Origin of the sequence: Terriglobus roseus DSM 18391 (genome assembly GCF_000265425.1) — a bacterium.
Lineage (GTDB): Bacteria > Acidobacteriota > Terriglobia > Terriglobales > Acidobacteriaceae > Terriglobus > Terriglobus roseus.
In genome coordinates this window covers 1806178-1830675 of the sequence record NC_018014.1, presented here as the reverse complement: position 1 = coordinate 1830675, position 24498 = coordinate 1806178, and the positions used below count along the sequence as shown (strand labels likewise).

Genomic DNA, 24498 nt, shown 5'->3' with positions numbered 1-24498 from the left:
ACCGTCAGCCGACCTTCTCATCAGCGCTGGGCCCATACGTCGCGGGCACCTTCTGGCCCAGTAGTCGCAGGTAAACGGTCAACTGCCCGCGATGGTGCGCCATATGCGTGAACGCGTCGGCGATCTGCTCCAGTCGCGGACCGCCGTTTAGATCGACGCCGCGCATACGAAAGGCCCACGGTCCCCCGAGGTGCTCTTCGGTTGTCCCTTCCAGCGCGGACTTTGCCTTTGCGTAGTTGTCTTCGGTCAGCTTCATCAGAGCCTCACTTGATTCGGAAGCCCGTGCCTGAAACTTGTCGCCCGACTCCTTGTCGTCAAGATCCAGCCCGTCCGTCGCGATCATCATCGCAATCCACCCTGGCATCTGCGCTATCAGCGCGGCCAGATAGCCGAGCTCCATGGATTTCTCATGTGGCTTCCACGAGTTCTTTCCTTCCGGCACCTGTTGCAGCACCTTCCTGTTCAGTGCCTGCTCGCGCTCCAACTGTGCCAGGAAGAAACCAACAGCATCCATGCCATCACCTCAAGCAGGCATCAAACGCCTCGGCAAAATCCTTGTCAACGCCAACTTGCTGACTCGCGAAGTCGCTGCTCTTATAGAGACATGGACCTGACCACAGCCCTCGTCGCCGATCGTGCCGCCCTGCTCTCTCTCATCGCAAAGCTGAGCTTCCGCCTCGGTGACTTCACGCTCGCGTCTGGGGTCAAGTCGGACTACTACATCGACTGCCGCACCACCACGCTCGACGCGGAAGGCGGCCGCCTCAGTGGCCTCGTCTTCGCCGAACTGATCCGCCAGCACGCACCCAACGCAGTCGCCGTAGGAGGCCTCACCATGGGCGCCGACCCACTCGTCAGCAACACCGCATCCGCTACAGCTTGGTACGCCTTGGAGCACCCCGAAGCGAAGCCCGTCCACGGCTTCCTCGTCCGCAAGGCGATGAAGCAGCACGGCACCGGCCGCCAGATCGAAGGCTACGTCCGTGAAGGCGCAGAGGTTGTCGTAGTGGATGACGTCTGCACCACCGGCGGCAGCACCATCACCGCGATCGAAGCCGTGCAGGCCGCAGGCATGAAGGTCGCTGCAGTCCTTTGCCTCGTAGACCGCGAACAGGGCGGCCGAGCCAACATCGAAGCCGTCATCGGCTCCACACCCTTCGTCAGCGTCTACACCGCAACCGACGTACGCGCAGAGAAACTCAAGCAAGCTTAGGCAACAAACGACGGTTGCCAATGGCTATTCGGAAGGGCACAGCTTTAGCTGTGCCAAGATTCCATTCCATCGAATGGCTTTAGCCACTGAGGTTCAGCTTTTTTTTGATGGTCCAACGGCGAGCATGCCTCACGGGCGCAATCCCAATTGCATGTCAGACACTTTCGGGACAGCCGACGCTGCAACCTGCAGGCTAAATGGTGTCCCCAGCTTCAGAAACCTCAACACCCTGCTTCGTAAACATCACCTTGCAGGCGCCACACTGCGGACAAGCACGGCCTTTGCGATGCAGGATCTGTGATGTAAGAAAGACCTTGCCGCAGTTGTAGCAAGTCACCGCAGCGTTGTTGCCATACCAGTCCTCGCCCGCGGCGAGGTTCTCTTTATCCAGAAAGCGCATCAGTCGATGTTAGCTCTTCGCAGAGCCATAACCGCGTGAAGCCGACGTGAGCCTCCACGCAAGCTGCGAAGCCGCAATCGATACATCGGCGCTCTTCGCCTTATCATCGCCTAAGATAGAAGAATGCCGGCGCGATCGACACTCCCCGAAGCCGCTCCACAAACCGCCTCCCAGCTACGCCGCGAACTGAGCGAACGCAATCTCGCTCTCGCCGCCGAGCACGCACACGAAACCACCTACGGCTCCATAGCCAGCGTTCTCTATCGTGAAGACGAGACCGGCAACCACGGCAACTTCTTCCCCGCTTCCTACAAGCGCATCCGGGCCAACGCAGCGTGGTCACAGCGACTCGCCAAGGCCTACACCGCCTCCAGCCGCATCGTGCGTGGCAACGAACGCGAGCGCGCCGAACTCGACTGCAGCAACAGCAGCGACGCGCTTCTGATGAATATCTTCTGCCACCCGAAGACCCTCCAATCGAAGCCGCTGCAAGCGCTGCTACACATCGAACCGGACGCACAGCCGGAGTTCGGCGTACGCGTTCGCACGCCCATCGCGAACGACCTGGAAGACCGCACTGAGGCCGACATGCGTCTGGGCGACCTGCTCGTAGAAGCCAAGCTAAGCGAGAGCAACTTCCAGACCGCACGCGCCGACCTGATGGCCCGCTACCAGGACTTTGAACTCTTCTTCGACACGGAACGCCTGCCACGCACACGCGGCCAGTTCCGCGGCTACCAGCTCCTGCGCGGAGTCCTCGCAGCAGCGCACCATGACGCACGCTTCGCCGTCCTCTGCGACGCACGCCGCCCCGATCTGCGCGAGGAGTGGTTTGCCGTCATCGCCTGCATTCACGCCTCAGCCCTGCGCAGCCGCATGCTCTTCCTCACTTGGCAGGAGATCGCGACTACACTGCCTCGGCCTCTTCAGGCATTCCTGAGCGCGAAATACGGCATTCACTCCTAAGCCCGTCATCCCCTCAAGCGCGGGAGATGACGACGCGGTAAGGATGCCGTCCCGACCTCCATGTCCTGAAGCGGGCCACCCGCCCCAAGCACCCGAACGCCCAGAGCAGTAAACTGAAAGACGATGATTCCTACCCTCGAATGGACCGACAAGGGCGTCAACTTCCTCGATCAGACGAAGCTGCCGCTGGAAGAGACCTACGTTCTCGCCACCACCTACCAGGACGTTGCCACCGTCATCCGCGACATGATCGTGCGCGGCGCACCGGCCATCGGCGTCTCGGCCGGCATGGGCATGGCGCTCGCCGTACAGAAGTCCCCCGCGACCACAGTCGACGCTCTGCTGAAGGACGTTGATGAAGCAGCTGCAGTCCTCGCTGCAACGCGTCCAACCGCCGTCAATCTCTTCTGGGGTATCGAGCGCATTCGCACGCTCGTCCGCAAACTGGCAGCATCGCAGCCCGCCGACCGCAGCGACGCAGACAAGCTGAAGGCCATCACCGACGAAGTGATCGCCGAAGCCAATCGCATGTACGACGAAGACATCGCGGCGTGTAAGACGATGGGCCAATTCGGTGCGGACCTGCTCCCCAAGAAAGGCACCGTCCTGACGCACTGCAACGCGGGCGCGCTCGCTACCTGCGGCTACGGCTCGGCGCTCGGCGTCATTCGCGCCGCAGTCGAACGCGGCCACGTCATCGACGTCCTCGCAGACGAGACGCGCCCCTTCCTGCAGGGCGCACGTCTGACCGCGTGGGAGCTGATGAAGGACAACATCCCCACCTCTGTCCTCTGCGACAACATGAGCGGCGCACTCATGCGCCAGGGTCGCATCCAGGCCGTCATCGTCGGCGCAGACCGCATCGCAGCCAACGGAGACGTTGCGAACAAGATCGGGACGTACACCGTCGCGGTTCTCGCAAAGGAGCACGGCATCCCCTTCTACGTCGCAGCTCCCTGGGCCACCGTCGACATGGCCACGAAGCACGGCGATGACATCCCCATCGAGCAGCGCAACGCCTACGAGGTCACCCACTCCAACGGCAAGCAGATGACGCCCGACGGCGTCGGCATCGAAAACCCCGCCTTCGACGTCACACCCGCCAAGTACGTCACCGGCATCATCACCGAGCGTGGCGTGCTCTATCCCCCCTATGACGACACCATGCTCGCCATGCAGGCCGAGGTGAATGCAGCCACCGCCTAACTCGTGGCTGCAGGACTTTGCAGATTGGCGCAAACGCTCGCTCGTGCGCGCCAATCTGCTCGTCCTCATCGCACTGCTCTCAGCCTTCTGGCTGTCGAACTTCCCTCACAATCGGCTGTCCTATTGGATCCTGCTGCCGCTGCTGCTCTCCTTCATCGGCACAGCAGACACTCTCCGCTGCATGCGCACACGCTGGAGCTGGTATCACGGTGGCGTCGTCCTCTGCGCCTACATGGACCTGATGGCCGTGTGCATGATTGCCTTCTTCCTGGTCTACCCGCTCTGGCTCTAGCCACCACCATGGGGACGTGTAAGCTGGTTCGAACAGAAAGGGCACATCCATGCTGAAAGGCTTTCGCGACTTCATCCTGCGCGGCAACGTCGTCGATCTTGCCGTCGCCGTCATCATCGGTGCCGCGTTCGGCGCCATCACCTCTTCGCTGACCGCCGACGTCATCACCCCGATGATCTCCGCGCTTGTAGGCGCACCAGACTTTTCAAGCCTGGTCTTCCACATGCCCACGCTGCGCACCATTACGCCGCCCAGCCCGTTGCCTGCAGGCTACGTCCCACCGGGCGAGATCCATATCGGCAAGTTCCTCAATGCGCTCATCAGCTTCCTGCTGAACGCCGCCGCAATCTACTTCCTCATCGTCGTACCCATGAAGTACCTCATGAAGAAGTTCGAACCGGCTGCACCGCCAGCGCCGCCTGCAACCAAGGTCTGCCCGCAGTGCCTCAGTGACATTCCCGTCGCCGCAACGCGCTGCAAGTTCTGCACCGAGCCAGTTGCCGCTTAACAGTTCATCCTGCCGAATTCGACAGGGTGAAAATTAATAGCTTTAATATTGACAAAAGTGCATGCTGAGACAGCCGGTCGAAACCGGCGTTGAGGCTGTCTGAATGCATGATGTCGTCGTTGGAATATTTGCTCTGCTCATCTTTCTTGTCCCGTCGCTGATCGCCTTCCGTCAGGACGACAGCGGTGGAGAAGGTTCCGGAATCAGCGCTTCTACCACTCGGTCGAGCGAAGATCCGCCTCTCTCCGGGAGGCACTAAACCACAAGGGCCGCTCGCGCGGCCCTTCCGTTTTCTGCCTAATGTTCCCTTTCAGTCATAACCCTGGACGTATTTTCACTGGAAAAACGATCTCTCCGGGCGCATGCTCATGTTGGATTGAGCGATTCGCACAGTCCGTGAGGCCACAATGCACCATTTGCTGCTTGCTCTCGGCTTTACTGCCATGTTGATCAGTCCTGCGGTGGTCGCGTTTCGCGATACTCCAGGACGCATACCTGAAGAATAGAAAGGGCCGCACAGTATGTGCGGCCCTTTTTGTTTCTGTTGAAAGAAACGGTTATCCGCGTAGAGCCAGCTGCTCCGTCATGATCTGCGTCAGCTCCGGCTTCTTCAAACCATGAACCTCTTCGTTGTACTTGTCGACCTTGCTCGACCAGTTCATCGAGCAGAACTTCGGTCCGCACATGCTGCAGAAGGCCGCTTCCTTGTAGTAATCATCCGGCAACGTCTCGTCGTGCATTCCACGAGCGGTCTCAGGATCCAGCGACAGGTCAAACTGCGCATCCCAATCGAACGTGTAACGAGCATGCGAAATAGCGTCATCACGATCACGAGCACCCGGCCGGTGCCGTGCAATATCCGCTGCGTGCGCGGCGATCTTGTACGCAATGATGCCGTCCTTTACGTCCTTCTCGTTCGGTAGACCGAGGTGCTCCTTCGGCGTCACGTAGCAGAGCATCGCCGCGCCGTGCCAACCGATCATCGCCGCACCAATCGCGGAGGTGATGTGGTCATAGCCCGGTGCAATATCCGTAACCAGCGGTCCAAGCACGTAGAACGGAGCGCCGTCGCAAAGCTCGACTTCCTTGTCGACCTGCTCCTTGATCTTGTCCATCGGCACGTGGCCGGGGCCTTCGATCATCACCTGGACATCGTCCTTCCACGCCTGACGGGTCAGCTCACCCAAGGTCTTCAGCTCGGCAAACTGTGCCTCATCCGAAGCATCCGCAACGCAACCCGGCCGCAGGCCATCGCCCAGCGAGTAGCTCACGTCGTACTTCGCCATGATCTTGGTGATGCGGTCAAAGTTCTCGTAGAGGAAGTTCTGCTTGTGGTTTGCCGTCATCCACTGCGCCAGGATCGCGCCGCCACGCGACACAATGCCGGTGATGCGCTTCGAAACCATCGGCACATACTGGATCAGCACGCCGGCGTGGATCGTAAAGTAATCGACGCCCTGCTGCGCCTGCTCCTCGATCACCTCGAGGTAAAGATCGATGTTCAGATCCTCAACACGCTTCACGCGGCTCAGCGCCTCGTACAACGGCACGGTACCGATCGGCACCGGCGAGTGACGAATGATGGCTTCGCGAATCATCGGAATGTCGCCGCCGGTCGAGAGATCCATCACCGTGTCTGCACCAAAGTGAACAGCGGTGTGCAGCTTGCGCAGCTCCTCATCCACATTGGAAACAAGCGCGGAATTGCCGATATTCGCGTTGATCTTGCACAGCGAGCCGACGCCGATCGCCATGGGCTCCAGCTCCGGGTGCATGACGTTCGCCGGGATAATCATCGTTCCCTTGGCGATCTCACTGCGGATGAACTCCGGTGCCAGCTTCTCCTTGTGCGCAACATAAGCCATCTCTTCCGTGATCAGGCCCTTGCGTGCAAAGTGCATCTGGCTCATGTTCGTGTCGCCGGTGCGTGCTGCCTCTTCGCGGCGCTTGACGATCCACTCCGCGCGCGGCGTTGGCACGTCGTACTGCTTTCCATTGCCGTTGTGTCCGTTACCGTTGCTGCCCGCGAGTGCGCTCATCTGCTGTGTCTCCCTGCGTGTGACTTATGGCGAAGTATACCCGTTTGGCAGGGTCGACGAGGCGGCGTAACCGTTCCAGCCGGCCCAAAGACGGTGCGATCTTCGGCACGGCAGCCCCCGCGAATGCGCTGTAAAATAGAGAAGCCATGAACACCAAGAGCGCATCCTCCGTAAAGGTCATCGTTGCATCCGTCGTCATCATCGCGGCAGTGCTTTACCTGGCCATCAGCGGCGCGCGCGACAGCAAGGCCACCAGCTACTACTGCACCATCGGCGAACTGCAGGGCATGGGCAAGAAGGCCTACTCGCGCAATTTGCGTGTGGCCGGCAATGTAAAGCCCGGCAGCATCCACCGCATGGGCACCCACGCCAGCTTCGTTCTGCTGGAACTGGGTAAGGAACTCCCCGTCAACTACGACGGCGCCGAGCCGCCACCCGACACCTTCAAGGACGACGCGCAGGCTCTGGCCATGGGTCACCTGGGCCGGGACGGCACCTTCCAGGCCAACCAGCTCCAGGCCAAGTGCGCCAGCAAGTACGCACCCGCCAAGCCCGGCGACAAGCCGGCAGGCAGCCCCGTGACCGGGACGACCGCTACGCTCGTGGTGCCCGCCAAGTAGCTGACGCGCAGTCGAAGCTCTACCTCTCGGAATTTCCACTCGGTCGCGCCAAACTTCAACCGAAGATTTGGTCGCAAGCTGACCAAGATCGCGTTCGGAAGGGCACAGCTTTCAGCTGTGCCGAAAAAGTCCCCAAAGAAGCAATCGGCTTTAGCCGCTGAGGTCCGTTTTCTCGCTGAGGAACGCTCGACCTGAGGCCAAAGCCCAATCTGTTTCTGGGGCCTCATCGCCAGCTAAAAGCTCTGCCCTTCCCACTCAGCAGACACAAGCTCGACCCGCAGTGCCCACTCAAACTAGCCGGTCAGCGCGCTCACCTGTTCACCAGGCGTTGGCAGATCATCCAGGAAGTACTGGAAATAAATTGGTCCGAAAAAGAAGGTCATGGGTCCGCTCAGGCGGAGGTCGATCGGCGCCGCTTTGAACAATCAGCCAGATCACCCAGAACAGAAAATGCGACATGACCGAAAGCACCAGCACGACGGTCCAATGAAGCCGCGGGGGCTGCGCGACAGGCTGCGGATGATGCGCAAACGGCAACACAACATTGTCTATGCGCTCACTCTAGAGACGGAAGCGCGGCGGACCAAAGAAATTCGGCTCACTCTATTCCGAAACGTTGCACCCCAGTCCCATTCCGTACCGCATGGTCAAATCCATGCTTCCGAGCGTCCTCTCAGGACTCGTTGCAAATACAGTGCAGCGAGCCGCACAGCTACGCTCGCGGTTCCGGCGAAGCAACGGGCACATAGGCTGGCGGCTGCATCGTTCCATAAACCTCTTCTGGACCTGGAACGACGTGATCGTGCAGCATGTACTGGAAATAGATCCCGCTGAACAGAAACGTCATCACACCACCCAGCGGGATGCCGATCGGTGGCAGTTCCAGCGCTTCGCGCAGGGTGAACACTGTCTTGACGTAAACGGCCAGGTACAACACTGTGCCCAGAACGTTAGCACCAACTAAAAGGGTCGACGAGCTTCCATCGTTCGCTCCCAGATGCGGCACGAGCGCCATCGTCACGCCCGCCATGATGCCGATGATGACGAGCACCGGCAGCATCGCCACATTCGCGATCGACCACCACAACACATCCTCACGGCCGGTCACCCTCTTGATCCAATTCGCCTGAACGACCATCCAGATGGAATTGAAGTAGCCGCGCGTCAGCAGACTCAGCGCCAGTACCCATCCCCAATGCAGGCGCACCGGCGGTGGGACGTAGCGTGGATCGTACGCGGGAGAAGGCGGAGGGATGACATTAGCCATTCGCAAACTCTAATGACAGCGAGCTGCAACGCCAAGAGAATTCGGCGCACTATACTCGGAAACGATGCACTCCAGTCCCATTCCGGCGGCGACCGTCAGCAACCTGTCGAAGCTCTATGGCAGCTTCGCGGCGCTCAAGCGTGTCACGTGCGACTTCCCTGCCGGCGGCTTTCACGTCCTCCTTGGGCCCAATGGCGCGGGTAAATCCACACTGCTGCGCGTCCTTGCAGGACTCATCACACCCACCAGCGGGACCGTGCAAACCATGGGCAGCGAACCACACGCAGCACGCGCACGCATGGCCTACATGAGCCACGCGCCCATGCTCTACGAAGAGCTCTCGGCAATGGAGAACCTGCGCTACTTCTCCCGGCTGCAGAACCCCGGCGCAAACTGTGACTGCACGGGATCGCCCGAGATGGCACTGCGCGCCGTCGGCCTCGATCCCACCATCACCCGCCCGGTCTCCGAGTTTTCACAGGGCATGCGTCAGCGTGTCTCCATGGCCCGCGCACTCGTGGCAGATCCGGAATTGCTGCTGCTCGACGAACCCTTCAGCAACATGGATGTCGGCGGCGCAAAGGAGCTCGTGCAGCTTCTCCTCGACTTCCGTACCTGGCCGCTGCCCGGCGGCGCACAGCGCACGGTCATCGTCACGACGCACCAGTTCGAACTTGTCGCCCAGGCCGCCGATCAGGTCGTCACCATGCGCAACGGCAGCATCGTCGCCTCTGAGACCCAGGCAGGAGCAACCGCAGCGTGAAGACCAATGCCGCGCGGCTGCTTGACCGCCTCAACATTCCGTACAGCACTCGCGACTACGAGGTCGATCCCGAGGACCTGACCGCAACCAACGTCGCCCGCAAGATCAACATGCCGGCCGAGCAGGTCTTCAAAACCCTCCTCTGCCGCCTCAATGATGGCGAGTACGTCTTCGCAGCCATCCCCGGTGACAGCGAACTCGATCTGAAGAAGCTCGCACTCGCTGCCGGCGCCAAAAACGCCGAACTGGCCAGTCTGAAGGACGTCGAGCCACTCACCGGCTACATCCGCGGCGGCGTCACCGTTATGGGCGCAAAGAAGGCCTACCGCGCCTTTGTCGACGAGGCCCTCGAACTCTTCGACACCATCAGCGTCTCCGCCGGCATGCGCGGCCTCCAGCTCATCCTTGCCCCGGCCGACTACATCCGGGCCGCGGACGCGAACGTTGCCGACCTGACGAAAGCTCTGGTGACTCTCTCGTGATCTACGCACGCACCGTCTGGCTGCATCTCAGGAAAGACCTGCAACTCGAATGGCGCAGCCGCGAGGCCGTCGCCGGCATGCTCTTCTTCACGCTGCTCATCGCCGTCGTCTTCGCCATGGCCTTCGATCCAACCGGCTACCCCACGCTCGCTCGCCAGATGAGCGGCGGCCTGCTCTGGGTGGGACTGCTCTTCGCCGCGACCACCTCCCTCAACATCTCCTGGGAGCGAGAGCGCCGCAACCAGGTGCTGGACGCGCACCGCATGTCCGCCGCGCCAGCCTCCGCACTCTTCCTCGGCAAGGCATTCGCCAACCTGATCTTCGTCCTTTTCGTAGAAGCGGTCCTCGCGCCGGTTTTTGTCGTCTTCTACAATCTGCACCCCCTGGGCGAGATCAAGTGGCTCTGGCTCATCCTGCCGCTCGGCACCTGGGCCATCGTGGTCAACGGCACCTTCTTTGCCGCCCTCGGCCTGCGCAGCCGCAACCGCGCCCTCATGCTGCCGGTCATCCTCTTCCCCATCTCCATCCCCGCGCTCCTCGGCGTCACCCAGGCGACAACCGGCGTCATCACAGGCGAGTTCGAGCCACAAATGTGGATCCGCCTCATCTTCGGCTTCGACGTCATCTTCACGACAGCCTGCATCCTGCTCTTCGATACCGTCCTCAACGCCGAATAACGCCCGCGCCGCCCCCGCAAACCGGTAGACTGAATACCGATCATGAAGCGTTATTTCTGGATGTTGTGTGGCTTTAGTCTCGCCTTGCTGGCATGGGGCTTCTACGAGGCAGTCTTCGTCGCGCCGGTTGAGGCCACCATGGGATCCGTATACCGGATCTTCTACTGGCACGTGCCCATCAACATCTCCGCCGAAGTCTTCCCATACGTCAACATGATCGCCTCGATCGCCTTCCTCTACTTCCGCCGCACGAAGCAGGAACTGGCCGCCAAGCTCGACGCACTCGCCATCGCCACGGCAGAGGTCACCGTTCTCTATGTCGGTCTGGGCCTTGCGACAGGCATGCTCTGGGGTCGCCCTGTGTGGGGCATCTGGTGGGCATGGGACGCTCGCCTGACCAGCTTCCTCATGCTCTTCCTTCTTTATGTGAGTTATCTCCTGGTGCGTAACTTCTCCACCAGCAGCCAGGCACCCGTCATCGCAGCCGTTCTCAGTGTCTTCGCCGGCATCGATGTGCCCATCGTCTTCATGAGCATCCGCTGGTGGCGCACACAGCACCCCGCGCCAGTTCTCACAGGGGATGGCTCGCTCGATCCCTCCATGTGGCCCGCCTTCCTTTGGAATCTAGCCGCCTGGTTCTGCTGGGGCATAACGCTGGTCTGGGCGCGTTACGCCATCGTTCGCCGCGAACAGCGTGCCGACGCACGCGCCGCACTCAAGGCACTGGAGGCCTGACATGCAACCCAACGTCAACAGCATCCACTTCCTATGGGCGGCCTACCTGCTGGTCGCCGCTGCCAACATCGGGCATGCTCTCTGGCTGCGCTCTTTGTGGGTCAAGCTGAACAAGACTGAGAATTGATTCGCGTGAGTTTCACTCGCTCCGTTGCATTTGCATCCCTGCCGCTGCTGCTCCTCGCAGGCGGCTGCCGTCGTGTGCGCTTCCCGCAACTCGCCGATAACTACCGCGAATACGCCTACGTCACCAACGGCAGCGGCGGCACCGTCAGTGTCCTTGACCTGGTGAACTTCCGCCCGGACCGCACGCTGAAGGTCGGCGAAGGGCCCTCTGCCGTCGCCGTCAACCCCGTGCGCAACGAGGTCTACATCGTCAACACGGCCAGCGGTTCCGTCTCGGTCATCGACGCCGCCAACAACTCGGTAGCCGCCACCATCGGCGTCCGCCGTCAGCCGGCGAGCATTACCGTCGACGCCAAAGGCGAGCGCGCCTATGTGACCAATACCGGCTCGAACACCGTCAGTGTGCTCAACCTGCAGCAACGACGGGAAGTCGCCTCCGTCGGCACCGGCGAGCAGCCCGGCACGGTGAAAATCGCACCCGACGGCCGCTCCCTCGTCGTCGCCAATCGCGGCAGTGGCAGCGTCTCCGTCTACGACATCACGGACGCCCCGACACCACGCCTCCGCGCCACCTTTGACCGCTGCGCCGGCGCAAATGACATGGCAATCCTCGGCGACTCCTCCAAGGCCTTCATCGCCTGCACCGGCGACGACCAGGTCCTCTCCATCGCACTCGCCAGCGCACCCGACTCCTGGCCCGCCAAGCAGGATCCAGCCTCCATGCAGGACCGCCTGATGGCACGCCTCCGCGTCGGACACGCGCCGGGACATCTGACCCTCAAGCCCGACAGCGGCGAAATCTTCGTCAGCAACACCGGCTCCGGCAGCATCAGCGAGATCTCCACCTTCACCAACGAAGTCGGCGCCACCTTCCCCATCGGCACACAGCCCGCCAACGGCATCATCAGCGACGACAACGCCTCACTCTGGGTCTCAAACTCAGGCGCGGACTCCGTCAGCCTCTATTCCATCGATGAAGGCCGCATGGCCATGAGCGTCCACACCGGCCCGCAGCCCGCAGCCATGGCGCTCTCCCCCGGCCAGCCCGTCCTGCTGATAGCCGACTCCGGCAGCAGCGACGTTGCCGTCATCCGCACCCGCGACACCAACGGCCCCGAGCTCTTCACCATGCTGCCCGTCGGCGCACACCCCAACGCAATCGCCATCAAGGCCTTCCGGACGCGCTAGGCGGCATCCGCTGCATTCAACACCGCAGCCAGCTCCGCAGCATCCCGGATCGGCGGCTGGCAGGTCATGCCACTGCACACCAGCGCGATCGCCTCATCGCTATCCGGCAGGTGCGGCAATGTCTCGGCCAGCGCCGGCGGCAACGCCCCAAGCTGCGCCCGCGCAATCCGCACGACGCTCTTGTTCACCGCAAAGCGAGCCAGCGCCACCATCTCCAACTGCGCAGCCTTCGCCCCGCCACCAACAATCACCACCTGCACCGCAGGCCGCGCCAGCCGCCCCAGCGCCAGCCCAAACGTCGGACCATACAGCCCAAGATGCTCCACGATCACCGCAAAGGTCTCCAGAGTCTCTTGCGCGGTCTCGCGATAGGTCTCATCCCCCGTCAGCGCATGCAGCCGCAACAGCAGCGCTGCGCCGGCAGGATTACCCGCGGGCGTAGGTGCGTCCTGCACCGGCTTCCGGCGCGTGCTCAGCGCACCAATCGTCTCTGTCGAGTCAGAAGCCATATCGAAGAAGCCGCCGCCCTTGCCGTCATAGAACTTGCGCAGCAACGTCGTCGCAAGCACCCGCGCAGCTTCGAAGTAAACGATCTCGCCCGTAGCCTCCCACACATCCAGGCACGCATGCCCCAGGAAGACGTAGTCATCCAGTACACCGGCAACATCCGTGTGCGGCGCGGCGGGATCGCTGTACGCAACAACGTGTTTCAACGTGCCCTCGACCAGCGCGACATCGAGCACGCGGTCGAGTGACTTACACGCAAACGCGACGGCGCCCGGCACCTGCAGCACACGTCCCGCTCGCACATAGGCCGAGATACACATGGCGTTCCAGCCCGTGTAAATCGTCTTATCGACGAACGGCGTAGGTCTCTGCAGCCGTGCAGCCAGCAGCTTGGATCGCATCACCTTTAGCATCATGGGAGCGATCTCCGCATCGACACCAGCCTGCTGTGCCGCCTGCTCCAGCGTCATCGGCCGAAAGAGCACATTGCGAGCCGGGTCGTGATGCATGTCGCCCACCGCACCAATGTCGTAGTAAAGCTCTGCCAGCTTCGCCTCGTCCTCGGTCAACACAGCAGCAGCTTCGTCGCGAGACCAGGTGAAGTAGCCGCCATCATCGTCCAGAGAAAGATCCGCATCTTGCGAGCCATAGAAACCGCCACGCTCGCGATCGCTCAGCCACTCATCCATCCACTGCATCGTCGCGCGCGCCGCATCCGCGCACTCCGGATCCACAAACGTCTGGAAGGCATGCACATACGCCCGCAGCAGTTCGCTGTTGTCGTACGCCATCTTCTCGAAGTGCGGCACGACCCAACGCTCATCCACCGAGTAGCGATGAAACCCGCCCGCCAACTGGTCGAAGATGCCGCCACGTGCCATCTTCTTCAGCGACACCAGCGCAGCCTCCGCACATTGCGGCGCATTCGGGCCCGGTCGGGAAGCAGCATCCAGCAGCATCTCAAGCGCCGCGGGATGTGGGAACTTTGGCTGTGAGCCGAAGCCGCCATGGATCGGATCAAACTGCTTCAACGCACCGTCGATCAGCTTGTCCAGCAACGCAAGACTCGCACCGGATGCGTCCAGATCCGTCGCATCCCCGGTAAACGTCTCGCTGTACTCGATCGCCTCCATCACGCTGCTGGCAGACTCTTCCACCTCATGATGCTTGTCGTAGAACGACCCTGCCATTGTCATCAGCACCCGGCGAAAGCTCGGCCGGCCATAGCGCTCTTCCGGCGGAAAATAAGTCCCACCAAAGTAAGGCCGGCCATCCGGCGTCAGGAACGCCGTCAACGGCCATCCGCCCTGCCCGCTGATCGCCGCCACCGCAGCCTGGTACCGAGTGTCCACATCCGGCCGCTCATCCCGGTCGACCTTCACCGCAACGAAGTACTCGTTGATCAGCGCAGCCGTCTCAGCGTTCTCGTAGCTTTCGCGGTCCATCACATGGCACCAGTGGCACCACACCGCGCCAATGTCCAGCAGCACCGGCTTGTTCTCAGCAGCAGCCCGCGCGAACGCCGCCTCGCCCCACTGCTCCCACTGAACAGGCTGATGCATCGCCGATCGGAGATAAGCGGAGGAGGCGGAAGCGAGTGCGTTCAGTGCAGGATCGGTCATCCCTTCAGTTTAGTGGAGACGGATCAACTCGACGCGCACCTCTTCACTAGCTGAGGACTTCGCAGAACCACGACCGCAATCCCACCACAGCCCCGAAGAGAACAATCGCCGCCCAGGCTCCGGCCAACGGGATCGCATACCCACGACCTTCGGGACCGGCTTCCAGCGGTTCAACATGCAGGGTCGAATCAAAATCCGCTTCGCTCTGAAGGTCCACAACGATCCGTTGCGCCGATTGGCTGGTCGCCTCATACTCGCCCAGATCGGCAAGGTTGCCATCGCCGCTCATCTCGCTGTAACGGCTCTTGGCCAGGATCGCGCCCCCGTCATCCAGCACCTTCCAGTCCAGCTTCAACGGCTGATGCGAAGGAAGGAAATAGATCTCGACCTGGTAGGTCGCGCCCTTCGTTGGCACGAAAGAAGGCGATGTGTACTGTCCCTTCCTTCCGTCGAACGCTGCAGTAAGGGCGCTGTCCCGCTGCGAACGGTGAGCCCACGACAGCCAGAACACAGGCGCAAGCGCGATCGCCAGCAACGCCAACAGCGCCGCGAGCCGCAGAATCTTCAAGCCAACTGTTGAGTGTCCAGACATGGAGGATGGCAGGTCCTGGGTTCCGGGTACCTGACAAGCCTTTTATAGCTTAGAAGGCGGCGGAAAGCACGAAGAACTCGCATCGCCATGCAGAATAAAGTCAAAGGTCAGCTGTCATTCGCCCACTGAAGCGCCCAAAACAGAAAGGGCGAAGAAGCTCTCGCTCCTTCGCCCTCACTACTGTTTCAATGCTTACTGCGGTAGCGGTGCCGGTGTGCTGGTCAACGGCTTCGGTGGTGCCGGTGCCTGCGGTGCCGTCAGGCCAGGAACAACCGGTGCGGTCGTCATGGTGCCGGCAGCGGCCTGGGTCAGCGAAACGTTGTAGCGATCCAGCGTGCTCGCCAGGATCTGCAGCAGAGCCGCACGATCCCGCGCATACACGGCAGTCGCCGTAATCAATGTGTTGTCAGCCGTCGCCAGATTGCGCTCCTGCTGCAATACATTTGCCGTGGTTGAAGCACCGAGACGATAGCGCTTCTGCTCTGCATCAAGTGCCTGTGCTTGGTAATCACGCGATGCCTGTGCCGCAATCACCGAGGCGCGATCATTGGTCAGGGCGAACTGCCCGTTGATGACCTGGATACGGGTCTGCGTGTAAAGCTGCTGCAGACGCATGCCCGCCTGGCGATACTCCATCTGCGAACGCGCCTGATCGGCCTGTGCCGGACGGTTGCGGATGGGGATCGAGAAGTTAGCACCAAAACCCTTATCCGGCGAACTCGCATTGAAGGCACTGGTGAAGGCTGTACCGTACGATCCTTGATTTCCAAGACCGCAGTTGGGCAGAGTAGAGTTCTGGCAGATCGAACTGACAGGATTCGCCGTACCGGCAATACCGGTTCCACCGTAAAACGCATACGCGTTCAAGATGGGTAGCAGACCGTTCTTCTGTGCCTTGATCGTGATCTCGTTGTTCTTCATGTTGAGCGACGCCTGCTCAATCGAAGGATTGTTGGCAAACGCCTGCTTCACGAGATCTTCGACCGGTGTGTCCTCTTCCGACAGACGATCCAGGCTCACACGGTCCGTCGGTACGACGGGCGCTGTTGCCAGTTGCGGATCGTTCAGATCGCGAACAATCGCCTGCTTCATCAGCAGCTGCTGGTATTCCAGGTTCGACTGCGAAGTCGTCAAGGCCTGCCGGTCGGTGGTCACAGCCTGATCGGAGTTGACGATATCGAGCGGCGCCAGGGTGCCGATCTCCAACTGCCTGCGGTTGTCCGATGCGAGCTTGGTCGACTGCTCCAGACCGCGCGTCTTCGCCTGGACATCCTCATATGCGCTGACGAGCGACCAGTAGATGCTCTCCACCTGCGTTACCGTCGAGATCAACTGCTGACGGAAGGCCGAGTCGGCGATCCGGCGGTTGTTCTTCGCCTGCACCACGAAGCGTCCTTGAATGCCAGGCCCAAAACCCTGCAGCAGGTTCTGAGTCGCCTGCAGACGGTAGGTTGAATTGAACGACGGCGTGTATGGACTCGTCGCAGATGTCGACGTTGCTCGCGAGTTGTTGAACGTTGCGCTAAGAGTGGTTCCTGAAAGAAAGCTCTGCGAATAGCCGAAGTTGTAAGTCCCAGTGTTCGTTTCGGTAGCGTTCGGGTTGAAGAAGTTGGTACCGCCCGGCGATTTCAACTGCTCATACTGCAGCGTGCCGGTAATCACTCCATCACGATTCAACGGCACTGGTCCGCCGCCATTCGTGCTCAGTACGAGGCCCGATGCGCCGGTACCCGAACCGCCCGTACCCGTTCCCGTACCGCCTGGTCCACCACCACCTGTCACGGTGGACGAAGTGCCGCCCAGCGTATTGGTGATCAGGCCCGTCGAAACACCGCGAAGGGTGCTGCCAGCCCTCGCGCGCAGGATATCCGTATCGGCAATATCCAGGTTGACGCGCGCGATCTCAATGTCAAAGTTGTTCTCAAGCGTGAGGAGGACAGCGTCGGAAAGGCTCAGGTAGATGCGGCCATCGCGGAGCAGGTCCCCCAACCGGGGCGTATTCGTCAGCCGGGGCGGGTTGTAGTCCGTGCTCGTATACGGAGCAAACGGATGCCGGAATGTATGTCCCTTCAGCCGACTGTAATCCTTCGCAGTCTCGCGAAGATACAACGGCCCTGGATGGTTCGGTTCGGGTGCCTGGGGTATCCCAGGACGCCCCGTGGTGTCGACCTGCTGCGCCTGCGGTGCGGCGGGAGCAGTGGGATTGGTCTGGGCACCACCGACTCCAGCCTGCGGTGCGGCCGCTGCCTGCGCGAACGCCGACATGTCCAAAGATCCCATCAGCAACAGAGCGACGCTCGCTGCTCCCTGCATAGTTCCTGCTCTCACGCCTCTTCTCCAGCCAATCGGAAAGTATTCCCCTACGAAGACGTGCGCCAGCGCCATTCGGACGCACTTTATTCCGTGCGGCCTTACTTTTCACATGCCCGCACACACTCTGCATCAGGCACGCGTGGTCGCCATTTGCAAGGGCTTGCGACGCACGGACCGCTGCCGTGACACACATCTCTTCATCAAACGCATCGACCGACGCAGGTTCTTCGGAAGTCAAAGTATAGCAACCGGCATCAGCCGTTCGCGTAGGTGCTGCATGGTACGGTTCAAACAGCCCCGATGTTCCCTTCAGACCGAGAACATTCCGGACAAAACAGCGACGCCGGGACACCGCCGAACGCACCGCCCGCCCGTACCTACCGCCTGTCCATCGCCTACGACGGCACAGACTTCTTTGGCTGGCAGGTACAGCCCGGCCTGCCCACCATCCAGGGATCACTCGCAACCGCGGTCCGTGAAGTCACCGGCGAAACCGTCCTCCCGCAGGGTTCAGGCCGAACGGACACCGGCGTCCATGCCTCTGCACAGGCCGTTTCACTCAACCTGCAGGCAAACATCCCCGCAGACCGCCTGCTTCGCGCGCTCAATCGACGCCTGCCCGCCAGCATCCGCATCGTGAGCCTGGTCGATGCTCCGCCGCACTTTCACGCACGCGCCGGCGTCCTCGACAAAACCTACGAGTACCGCATCTTTCAACGGCGCCTCGCCACCCAGCCAAACGAACAGATCTGCCTCCCGGACATCGCGCGCTACGTCTGGGATTGCCGCTGGCCGCTCAGCCTCGATCCGATGCAGCGCGCTGCCGAAGCATTCGTCGGCACACACGACTTCACCTCCTTCGCCGCCACCGATCCCGATCGCACGCAACGCCTGCAGGATGAGGGCGACCCCGTTGACAACGTCCGCACCAGCTTCCAATCCGGATGGCAGCTCCGCGACGGTCTGCTCGTCTATCGCGTCACCGGCAGCGGTTTCCTCCATCACATGGTGCGCAACATCGTCGGCACCTGCGTCGAGATCGGCGCAGGCCGCATGCCCGCCGATGCCATTCCGGCAATCCTCGCCGCGCATGATCGCCGGCAGGCCGGCGCCACCGCACCACCGCAGGGCCTGCACCTCGTTGAGGTGAACTACCTCGCCGACCAGACCGCGTCTCACGACAAAACGGCAGCGAAGGCGTCCGCATGATCTTCCGCGAACGGACGAAGGAGCCGCTCCCACTCGCACGAATCGCCACCCTGGCGCAACACCGCGGAGTGCATCGCGCCTTCGCATGGCTGCACCTGCAGGAACCTCGCATCAGCTCGTGGCAACAGGAGCTCGTCGCCATCCCCGCTCCCCCCTTCGGCGAAGGCGAGCGTGCCGCATGGTTCGCCGACCGCATGCGCGAACTCGGCCTCAGTGACGTCCACATCGACGAGGCAGGCAACGCGCTCGGTCTGCTGCGGCCGGACGACGGACAGTCACACGTGGCCCTTCTCTCCGCCCATCTCGACACCGTCTTCTCCGCAGACACAGAGCTCGACATCCGCCAGGACGAATCGCTGCTCATCGGCCCCGGCATCTCCGACAACGGAGCAGGCCTCGCCGGCCTGCTGGCCCTCGCCGCCGCCATCCGACACGCGGAGCTGCAGCCCGTCAACAACATCCTCTTCGCAGCCAACGTAGGCGAAGAGGCCGAGGGTAACCTCCGCGGCATGCGACACCTCTTCACCGGCTCGCCCTTCGCACGACGCATCTGCGGCACACTCGCGCTCGAAGGTGCAGGGACTGAGATCGTCGTCACGCGCGCACTCGGCAGTCGCCGCTTCCGCGTCGAAATCACAGGCCCCGGCGGCCACGCATGGACCGACTCCGCCGTCGCCAACCCTATCGTCGCGCTCAGCACCGCCATCGCCGAGATCAGCTCCCGCACCCTGCCCGCACGACCACGCACCACGCTCAACGTCGGTGAGATCCGCGGCGGCACCTCCGTCACTGCAGTCGCCCAGTCCGCTGAGGCCACCTTCGACCTCCGCTCCACCGATGCCGGCCAATTACTGCTGCTTGAAGTCCAGCTCTACCGCGCCGTCGAAGATGCCGTCATGGCCGCGAATCGCGCAGGCAGCGGCGAAAAACTGCAGGCACAGATCACCCTCATCGGCGACCGGCCCGCAGCCGAACTCGACCCCAAATCCCGCCTGCTCGAAACCGTCCGCGCTGTTGATCGGCACCTGCGTCTACGCACCGAAGAACGCCTCGGCTCCACCGACGCAAACATCCCACTCTCACTCGGCCTCGAAGCCGTAGCGATCGGCGCTGGCGGCCTCGCAGGCGGCGTCCACACCACCAACGAATGGCACGACACACGGGGCCGCGACCTCGCCCTCCGTCGCGTCCTCCTCATCCTTCTCGACCTCTGCGGCCACCTCGAAGCAGGCAATGAAGTAGCGGCGGATTCCCCCGGAGCAGGCGAGCCATGACGCCCGGCACGACACGCCGCCAGTCCCTCTTGGCGCACGTCCTGCTGCTCGCAACCGTCGCCGTCTGGGGCGCCACCTTCGGCGTCGTCAAGGGCGCACTCCACGACGCCTCCCCGCTCCTCTTTAATCAACTCCGCATGATCCTCGCCTTCGCCGCGCTCGCCATCCTGCACGCGCGAGAGTGGCCACGCATCGGCCGCGAAGCGCTCAAAGCAGGAGCCGTCGCCGGCTTCTTTCTCGCCGCAGGTTATGAGCTGCAAACAGCCGGCCTCGTCTACACAACACCCGATCACTCGGCATTCCTCACCGGCCTCGTCGTCGTCCTCGTCCCGCTCTTTACCGTGGTGCCTGCACTACGCCCGCCCGGTGCGCACCGGCCACGCGCAACCGCTCTCCTGGGAGCAGCCGGTGCCTTCGCCGGCATCGTCCTACTCACCACACCCGCCGGCATGCCATTGCGCGAGTTCACGCGTGGCGTCAATCGCGGAGACATCCTCAGTCTCCTCTGCGCCATCGCCTTCGCAGGCCACCTCCTGTCCCTCGCCCACATGGCGCGACGAATCCCAACAGCCCAACTCGCAACACTCCAGATCGGCTTCGCCGCCCTCTTCATGTCCGTCGCCACCCCGGCCATCGAACACACCTACCTGCACTGGACCGGCTCGCTCATCGCAGCCCTGGTCGTCTGCGCCCTCCTCGCAACCGCCGCCGCCTTCAGCATCCAGTCCTGGGCCCAGCAACACCTGCAGGCCAGCCACACCGCCCTTCTTCTCGCGCTCGAACCAGCCTTCGCCCTCCTCACCGCCCTGCTCTTCTTTGGCGAGCGACTCACCCTCCGCTCCGGCGCAGGCGCAGCCCTGATCCTCGTCAGCCTGATCGCCAGCGAACTCCTCTCAGGAACCGTCGCAGAGCAGCCCGAAGCCAACGCAGCGCTGGAACATCCGACCGAAGCTCCATAGCACTTGCGACTTCCGCTGCAACACTCCATCCGCAGAAAAGAAAGCCTCCCGCACCGCTACACGACGAACGACACCGCCGACCAGGCGGCGTCGAAACCGGGGGCATAGCATCAGATATCATCAGTGGCGCATAATCGCCGACAGACAACTCGCGCATACATATCGCCCAAAACGGCGTCTAAAAAATGGACGGGCCTGGAAAACAGGCTCTTGATGTTGCACAAAGAACGAGGACATTCCACTACATGGCACCGATTCAGTCCTTCCCAGAACGACTTCGCTCGCACCGGCTTGCAGCCACCTTTGTGCTGCTCGGAACCCTCTCCGCTGGTGTGATCGCCGGCTCCGTGCTCACCGGCACCGTGCACGGCGCTATGCAGCAAAAGACTGACACCAGCGATGCCGCGCCGCTGCGCATTCCGCCGGCAGCCAATCAGCCGAATCAGTTCACCCAGATCGCCAAGCAGGTCGGCCCGGCCGTCGTGAACATCAACACCGAATCGCTGCCCAAGCAGTCCACCGCTCCCAAGGGACGCCGTGGACTCTCGCCCCGTGGTGGCCAGGGCGGCGACCAGGGCGACATGCAGGACTTCTTCAACCGCTTCTTCGGCGGCAACGGCGGACCCGGCGGCGGTGACGGCGATGATGACGACGATCAGGGCGGTCCCGCAGGCGGCGAGCGGCGCGCCCTGGGCTCGGGCTTCATCGTCGATCCCCGTGGCTACATCATCACCAACAATCACGTCGTTGATAAGGCGGACCGGATCAACGTCAAGCTCTCGACCGACAGCGAAAATGATCCCGGCCGTCCGGCGCGCGTCATCGGCGTCGACAAGGAAACCGATCTCGCCGTCATCAAGATCGACGCGACCGGCTCCCTGCCAACCGTCAAACTGGGCAACTCGGACGGCGCGCAGGTCGGTGACTGGGTCCTTGCCATCGGCAGCCCCTTCTCCCTCTCGCAGACCGTCACAGCAGGCATCGTCTCCGCAAAGAACCGCACAGAACCCGGCGGCGGCGGCAGCCAGTTCCAGAAGTTCATCCAGACCGACGCGGCCATCAATCCGGGTAACTCCGGCGGTCCGCTCCTCGACATGACGGGAGCTGTCATCGGTGTGAACACCGCCATCTACACCCAGTCCATGGGCTCTGTCGGTGTCGGCTTCGCAGTTCCGTCCAACACCGTCATCGGCGTCTACAACATGCTGATCTCGCCCGACCACAAGGTCGTTCGCGGCTCCATCGGCATCTCCTTCCAGCCCACCATCTCCTCTGCGGTCAGCCGTGTCTACGGCTTCGCCAAGGGTGGCGTTCTGGTCAGCACCGTGACACCTGGCGGTCCGGCTGCCAAGGCAGGACTTAAGCCGCAGGACGTCATCACCGCCATCGACGGCTCTGCCGTTAAGGACGGCGACGACCTCGTCTCAAACGTCGCACCGCGCCACCCCGGCTCCAGTGCACGTCTGACCTACCTGCGCGACGGTAAGGAAAACACCGTGACCGTCACCATCGCCGACCGCAACGAAACTGCAGTCGCCATGAACGGTGCTCCTGACGACGACGGCACACCGGGTAAGACCCCGGCTCCGAACGTCTCCCAGGACAAGTTCGGTATGTCCGTCAGCACCGTCCCGGCAGAGATGCTTTCGCGCCTCAAGCTCTCCGGTGGCGTGGCCGTCTCCAACATCAAACCCGGCTCCTTCGCCGATGATCTGCCGCTCCAGAAGGGCGACATCATCACCGAAGTCAACCGTCACGCAACGCCGAACATCAGCGAATTTGAGTCGGCAATCGCCAAACTCAAGTCCGGTGACGACGTCGTCTTCGTCGTCCACTCGCCCAATGCGCGCGGCGCTGGTGGTTCCAGCTTCGTCGGTGGACGTCTGCCGTAACGCCAATCGCAGCCAAACCCCGCCGGCAGCCCCTCCAAGGGCTGCCGGTCTGCCATTTGGCCGATACTTCGCCCTTGCACCCGTGTTTACCGAGTGTGTACTGTGTGGGAATCAGTCGATCCTATGCCGTACGTTTACCCTTGTTGTTGAGGTTTTGCTATGCGTTCTTCTTCCCTGATTACGACCGCAGCACTGACCGCAGCCGCGGTCCTGTTGACCGCCCTTCCGTCACAGGCATCCCGAATCAAGCGCGGCCCCACATCGCACCGGCACAAAGTGGCCAAGAGCGACAAAACGCCGCACCAGCGAAACATCGATGACACCCGTGCCACCCAGATTCAGGGAGCGCTGGTCAAGGCCGGCTACCTCGACGAAGTCAGCGGCCATTGGGACAACGCCAGCGAGGCCGCCATGCACAAGCTGCAGTCGGACAACGGCTGGCAGACCAAGATCGTGCCGGACTCGCGAGCCCTCATCAAGCTCGGACTCGGCCCCAACGCAAAGGCCGCAGAGGCGACTCCGGGAGCCTCCAGTGCGATTGCAACCGAGCAGAACCAGGAAGCGACGGAAGAGCGTACCGGCCACTAACGCTGGCACGACATCCAGGAAGCAGCCCGGCCTATCAGCCGGGCTCTTCCGTTTCCGCAGCGTGAAGGCGTTATCCTAGGGACTGTGAAGCGCTCTCTGGTCGTGCTCGCCATCATGTCCCTGCTCTCCGTCAAAGCGCGCGCCATCGAGCTCAAGGTCTCGTCCGGTGCGCTGGAACGAACGTTGAAGCAGCAACTCTTCAACGGCCCGGAGGGACGCTACTACCTCCGCGGGGACGCCAACTCCGCCTGCTTCGTCTACGTTGACAACCCCAGTGTCATCTTCAAAGACGACCGTGTCGTCATTCACGTCCACACGCACTCGCGTCTGGGCGCAGGCATGTTCGGCAAGTGTGTGGGCGTCGGCTTCAACACCGAGGCAGACGTCTCCGTACTGCCCGATGCCGAAGGCGAATCCATCGGCTTCCGCGACGCGCGCATCGACCGATTCACCGGCAACAAGGAACTCGACTTCATCCTCGTCCCGTTCCTCAGCCGCAAGCTGCCCGCAAACATGAAGCTCAATGCGCTGGAATTGCTGCGCACCGCACTTGGGCGCTCCAGGGAATCCACGGGCTATCTCGTAGCGCTCGACGCACTCAAGATCCACTCCATGCTGGTTACGAAAGACAGGCTCACCGTCGACCTCGACGGCGATCTCCACGTCGACTGACTACTACTTATGCTCTGGCGGCATGGTGTAAATCACCTCGCCGGGCCGCGTGTAGTGCAGCTCCTCGCGGGCCTCATGCTCAATCGCGTCAGGATCGTTCGTCAGCCGCTCCACGTGCGCCTTCAGGCGCTCGTTGTCGCGCTTCAGCTCCTGCGCCTGCATCTGTAGATCATGCGCGTCGTGGCGCTTCGCCTGGTAAGCCGTCAAGCCATTCTGACCAAAGACCACGTGATAGCCAACCATCAGCGCGAGCAAACCGGCAGCACCCGTCGCGACCTTCGTGCGGCCTTTGTATACGGCCTCACCAGCACGGCGCAATTGACCCATGACTCGGCCCGTACGTGTCGGATTTAGCTGCGGCGGCATACGTTTCCAGTAGATGCTGTGC

General features: G+C 62.1%; 26 protein-coding genes. 18 read left to right on the top strand and 8 right to left on the bottom strand.

The features are described 5' to 3' along the window. Positions 1–4: 4 nt before the first annotated feature. Entirely contained in the window at positions 5–514 is a 510-nt protein-coding gene (locus TERRO_RS07635; protein WP_014785425.1) for a DinB family protein, read from the bottom strand. Between the two features lie 90 nt (positions 515–604). Between TERRO_RS07635 and pyrE the strand changes: the two genes are divergently transcribed. Beyond that, positions 605–1213: an orotate phosphoribosyltransferase gene (pyrE, locus tag TERRO_RS07630; protein WP_014785424.1), complete on the top strand. Its 609-nt coding sequence runs from the start codon at positions 605–607 to the stop codon at positions 1211–1213. A gap of 193 nt (positions 1214–1406) precedes the next feature. Here pyrE and TERRO_RS07625 read toward each other — a convergent pair whose 3' ends face one another. Beyond that, positions 1407–1613 (bottom strand): hypothetical protein, encoded by a 207-nt coding sequence (locus tag TERRO_RS07625; RefSeq protein ID WP_014785423.1) that lies wholly within the window; start codon positions 1611–1613, stop codon positions 1407–1409. A gap of 123 nt (positions 1614–1736) precedes the next feature. Between TERRO_RS07625 and TERRO_RS07620 the strand changes: the two genes are divergently transcribed. The 4 genes from TERRO_RS07620 (at position 1737) to mscL (ending at position 4585) form a co-directional block, all read left to right on the top strand. Then, positions 1737–2579 carry a PGN_0703 family putative restriction endonuclease gene (locus TERRO_RS07620; protein ID WP_014785422.1) on the top strand — a complete coding sequence of 281 codons (843 nt, stop codon included), beginning with the start codon at positions 1737–1739 and terminating at the stop codon, positions 2577–2579. 123 nt (positions 2580–2702) lie between these two features. Next, complete coding sequence (mtnA, locus tag TERRO_RS07615; RefSeq protein WP_014785421.1) at positions 2703–3785, top strand: S-methyl-5-thioribose-1-phosphate isomerase; 1083 nt, start codon at positions 2703–2705, stop codon at positions 3783–3785. Next, the gene (locus tag TERRO_RS07610; protein ID WP_014785420.1) at positions 3769–4077 is read left to right on the top strand and encodes a hypothetical protein; all 309 of its coding nucleotides are present in this window, start codon (positions 3769–3771) and stop codon (positions 4075–4077) included. Before mtnA ends, TERRO_RS07610 begins: the two co-directional genes overlap by 17 nt. Before the next feature lie 49 nt (positions 4078–4126). Then, complete coding sequence (gene mscL / locus TERRO_RS07605) at positions 4127–4585, top strand: large conductance mechanosensitive channel protein MscL (RefSeq protein WP_014785419.1); 459 nt, start codon at positions 4127–4129, stop codon at positions 4583–4585. Between the two features lie 557 nt (positions 4586–5142). Here the strand turns inward: mscL and thiC are convergent. Next, entirely contained in the window at positions 5143–6624 is a 1482-nt protein-coding gene (thiC, locus tag TERRO_RS07600; RefSeq protein ID WP_014785418.1) for a phosphomethylpyrimidine synthase ThiC, read from the bottom strand. 146 nt (positions 6625–6770) lie between these two features. On the opposite strand from thiC, the gene TERRO_RS07595 reads away from it, so the two are divergent. Further along, positions 6771–7244 (top strand): cytochrome c maturation protein CcmE, encoded by a 474-nt coding sequence (locus TERRO_RS07595; RefSeq protein ID WP_014785417.1) that lies wholly within the window; start codon positions 6771–6773, stop codon positions 7242–7244. 712 nt (positions 7245–7956) lie between these two features. On the opposite strand, the gene TERRO_RS07590 is transcribed toward TERRO_RS07595, so the two are convergent. Beyond that, positions 7957–8511, bottom strand: a complete 555-nt coding sequence (locus TERRO_RS07590) for a hypothetical protein (protein WP_014785416.1) — start codon at positions 8509–8511, stop codon at positions 7957–7959. A gap of 64 nt (positions 8512–8575) precedes the next feature. Between TERRO_RS07590 and TERRO_RS07585 the strand changes: the two genes are divergently transcribed. Genes TERRO_RS07585 through TERRO_RS07565 form a run of 6 tightly spaced genes read left to right on the top strand, consistent with a single transcriptional unit; the run spans position 8576 to position 12482 of the window. Then, positions 8576–9274, top strand: a complete 699-nt coding sequence (locus TERRO_RS07585) for an ABC transporter ATP-binding protein (protein ID WP_014785415.1) — start codon at positions 8576–8578, stop codon at positions 9272–9274. Continuing rightward, positions 9271–9756 carry a Cys-tRNA(Pro) deacylase gene (gene ybaK / locus TERRO_RS07580; protein WP_014785414.1) on the top strand — a complete coding sequence of 162 codons (486 nt, stop codon included), beginning with the start codon at positions 9271–9273 and terminating at the stop codon, positions 9754–9756. Before TERRO_RS07585 ends, ybaK begins: the two co-directional genes overlap by 4 nt. Beyond that, on the top strand, positions 9753–10433 hold the full coding sequence (locus TERRO_RS07575; protein WP_014785413.1) for a heme exporter protein CcmB: 681 nt from the start codon (positions 9753–9755) through the stop codon (positions 10431–10433). The genes ybaK and TERRO_RS07575 overlap by 4 nt, the downstream gene beginning before the upstream one ends. Before the next feature lie 42 nt (positions 10434–10475). Next, positions 10476–11168 (top strand): cytochrome c biogenesis protein CcsA, encoded by a 693-nt coding sequence (ccsA, locus tag TERRO_RS07570; protein ID WP_014785412.1) that lies wholly within the window; start codon positions 10476–10478, stop codon positions 11166–11168. Position 11169: 1 nt separating this feature from the next. Continuing rightward, positions 11170–11295 carry a hypothetical protein gene (locus TERRO_RS23805; protein ID WP_014785411.1) on the top strand — a complete coding sequence of 42 codons (126 nt, stop codon included), beginning with the start codon at positions 11170–11172 and terminating at the stop codon, positions 11293–11295. A 5-nt stretch (positions 11296–11300) separates the two neighbouring features. Further along, entirely contained in the window at positions 11301–12482 is a 1182-nt protein-coding gene (locus TERRO_RS07565; RefSeq protein ID WP_245536247.1) for a YncE family protein, read from the top strand. On the opposite strand, the gene TERRO_RS07560 is transcribed toward TERRO_RS07565, so the two are convergent. The 3 genes from TERRO_RS07560 to TERRO_RS07550 form a co-directional block, all read right to left on the bottom strand. Then, complete coding sequence (locus TERRO_RS07560) at positions 12479–14611, bottom strand: thioredoxin domain-containing protein (RefSeq protein ID WP_014785409.1); 2133 nt, start codon at positions 14609–14611, stop codon at positions 12479–12481. The genes TERRO_RS07565 and TERRO_RS07560 overlap by 4 nt on opposite strands. A 46-nt stretch (positions 14612–14657) precedes the next feature. Then, positions 14658–15203, bottom strand: coding sequence for a hypothetical protein (locus TERRO_RS07555; protein WP_014785408.1), 546 nt, complete (start codon positions 15201–15203; stop codon positions 14658–14660). Between the two features lie 192 nt (positions 15204–15395). Continuing rightward, positions 15396–17531 carry a TolC family protein gene (locus TERRO_RS07550; protein ID WP_245536246.1) on the bottom strand — a complete coding sequence of 712 codons (2136 nt, stop codon included), beginning with the start codon at positions 17529–17531 and terminating at the stop codon, positions 15396–15398. A gap of 285 nt (positions 17532–17816) precedes the next feature. On the opposite strand from TERRO_RS07550, the gene truA reads away from it, so the two are divergent. The 6 genes from truA to TERRO_RS07520 all read left to right on the top strand — a co-directional run bounded on the left by truA (position 17817) and on the right by TERRO_RS07520 (position 24110). Beyond that, positions 17817–18725: a tRNA pseudouridine(38-40) synthase TruA gene (truA, locus tag TERRO_RS07545; RefSeq protein ID WP_014785406.1), complete on the top strand. Its 909-nt coding sequence runs from the start codon at positions 17817–17819 to the stop codon at positions 18723–18725. Further along, positions 18722–19999, top strand: coding sequence for a M20/M25/M40 family metallo-hydrolase (locus tag TERRO_RS07540; RefSeq protein WP_014785405.1), 1278 nt, complete (start codon positions 18722–18724; stop codon positions 19997–19999). Before truA ends, TERRO_RS07540 begins: the two co-directional genes overlap by 4 nt. Then, positions 19996–20958, top strand: coding sequence for a DMT family transporter (locus TERRO_RS07535; protein ID WP_014785404.1), 963 nt, complete (start codon positions 19996–19998; stop codon positions 20956–20958). Before TERRO_RS07540 ends, TERRO_RS07535 begins: the two co-directional genes overlap by 4 nt. Before the next feature lie 245 nt (positions 20959–21203). Further along, on the top strand, positions 21204–22850 hold the full coding sequence (locus tag TERRO_RS07530; protein ID WP_014785403.1) for a trypsin-like peptidase domain-containing protein: 1647 nt from the start codon (positions 21204–21206) through the stop codon (positions 22848–22850). A 159-nt stretch (positions 22851–23009) separates the two neighbouring features. Then, on the top strand, positions 23010–23438 hold the full coding sequence (locus tag TERRO_RS07525; RefSeq protein WP_014785402.1) for a hypothetical protein: 429 nt from the start codon (positions 23010–23012) through the stop codon (positions 23436–23438). A gap of 84 nt (positions 23439–23522) precedes the next feature. Next, on the top strand, positions 23523–24110 hold the full coding sequence (locus TERRO_RS07520) for a hypothetical protein (protein ID WP_041592507.1): 588 nt from the start codon (positions 23523–23525) through the stop codon (positions 24108–24110). 3 nt (positions 24111–24113) lie between these two features. Here TERRO_RS07520 and TERRO_RS07515 read toward each other — a convergent pair whose 3' ends face one another. Continuing rightward, on the bottom strand, positions 24114–24476 hold the full coding sequence (locus TERRO_RS07515; RefSeq protein ID WP_014785400.1) for an FtsB family cell division protein: 363 nt from the start codon (positions 24474–24476) through the stop codon (positions 24114–24116). Between the last annotated feature and the right edge of the window lie 22 nt (positions 24477–24498).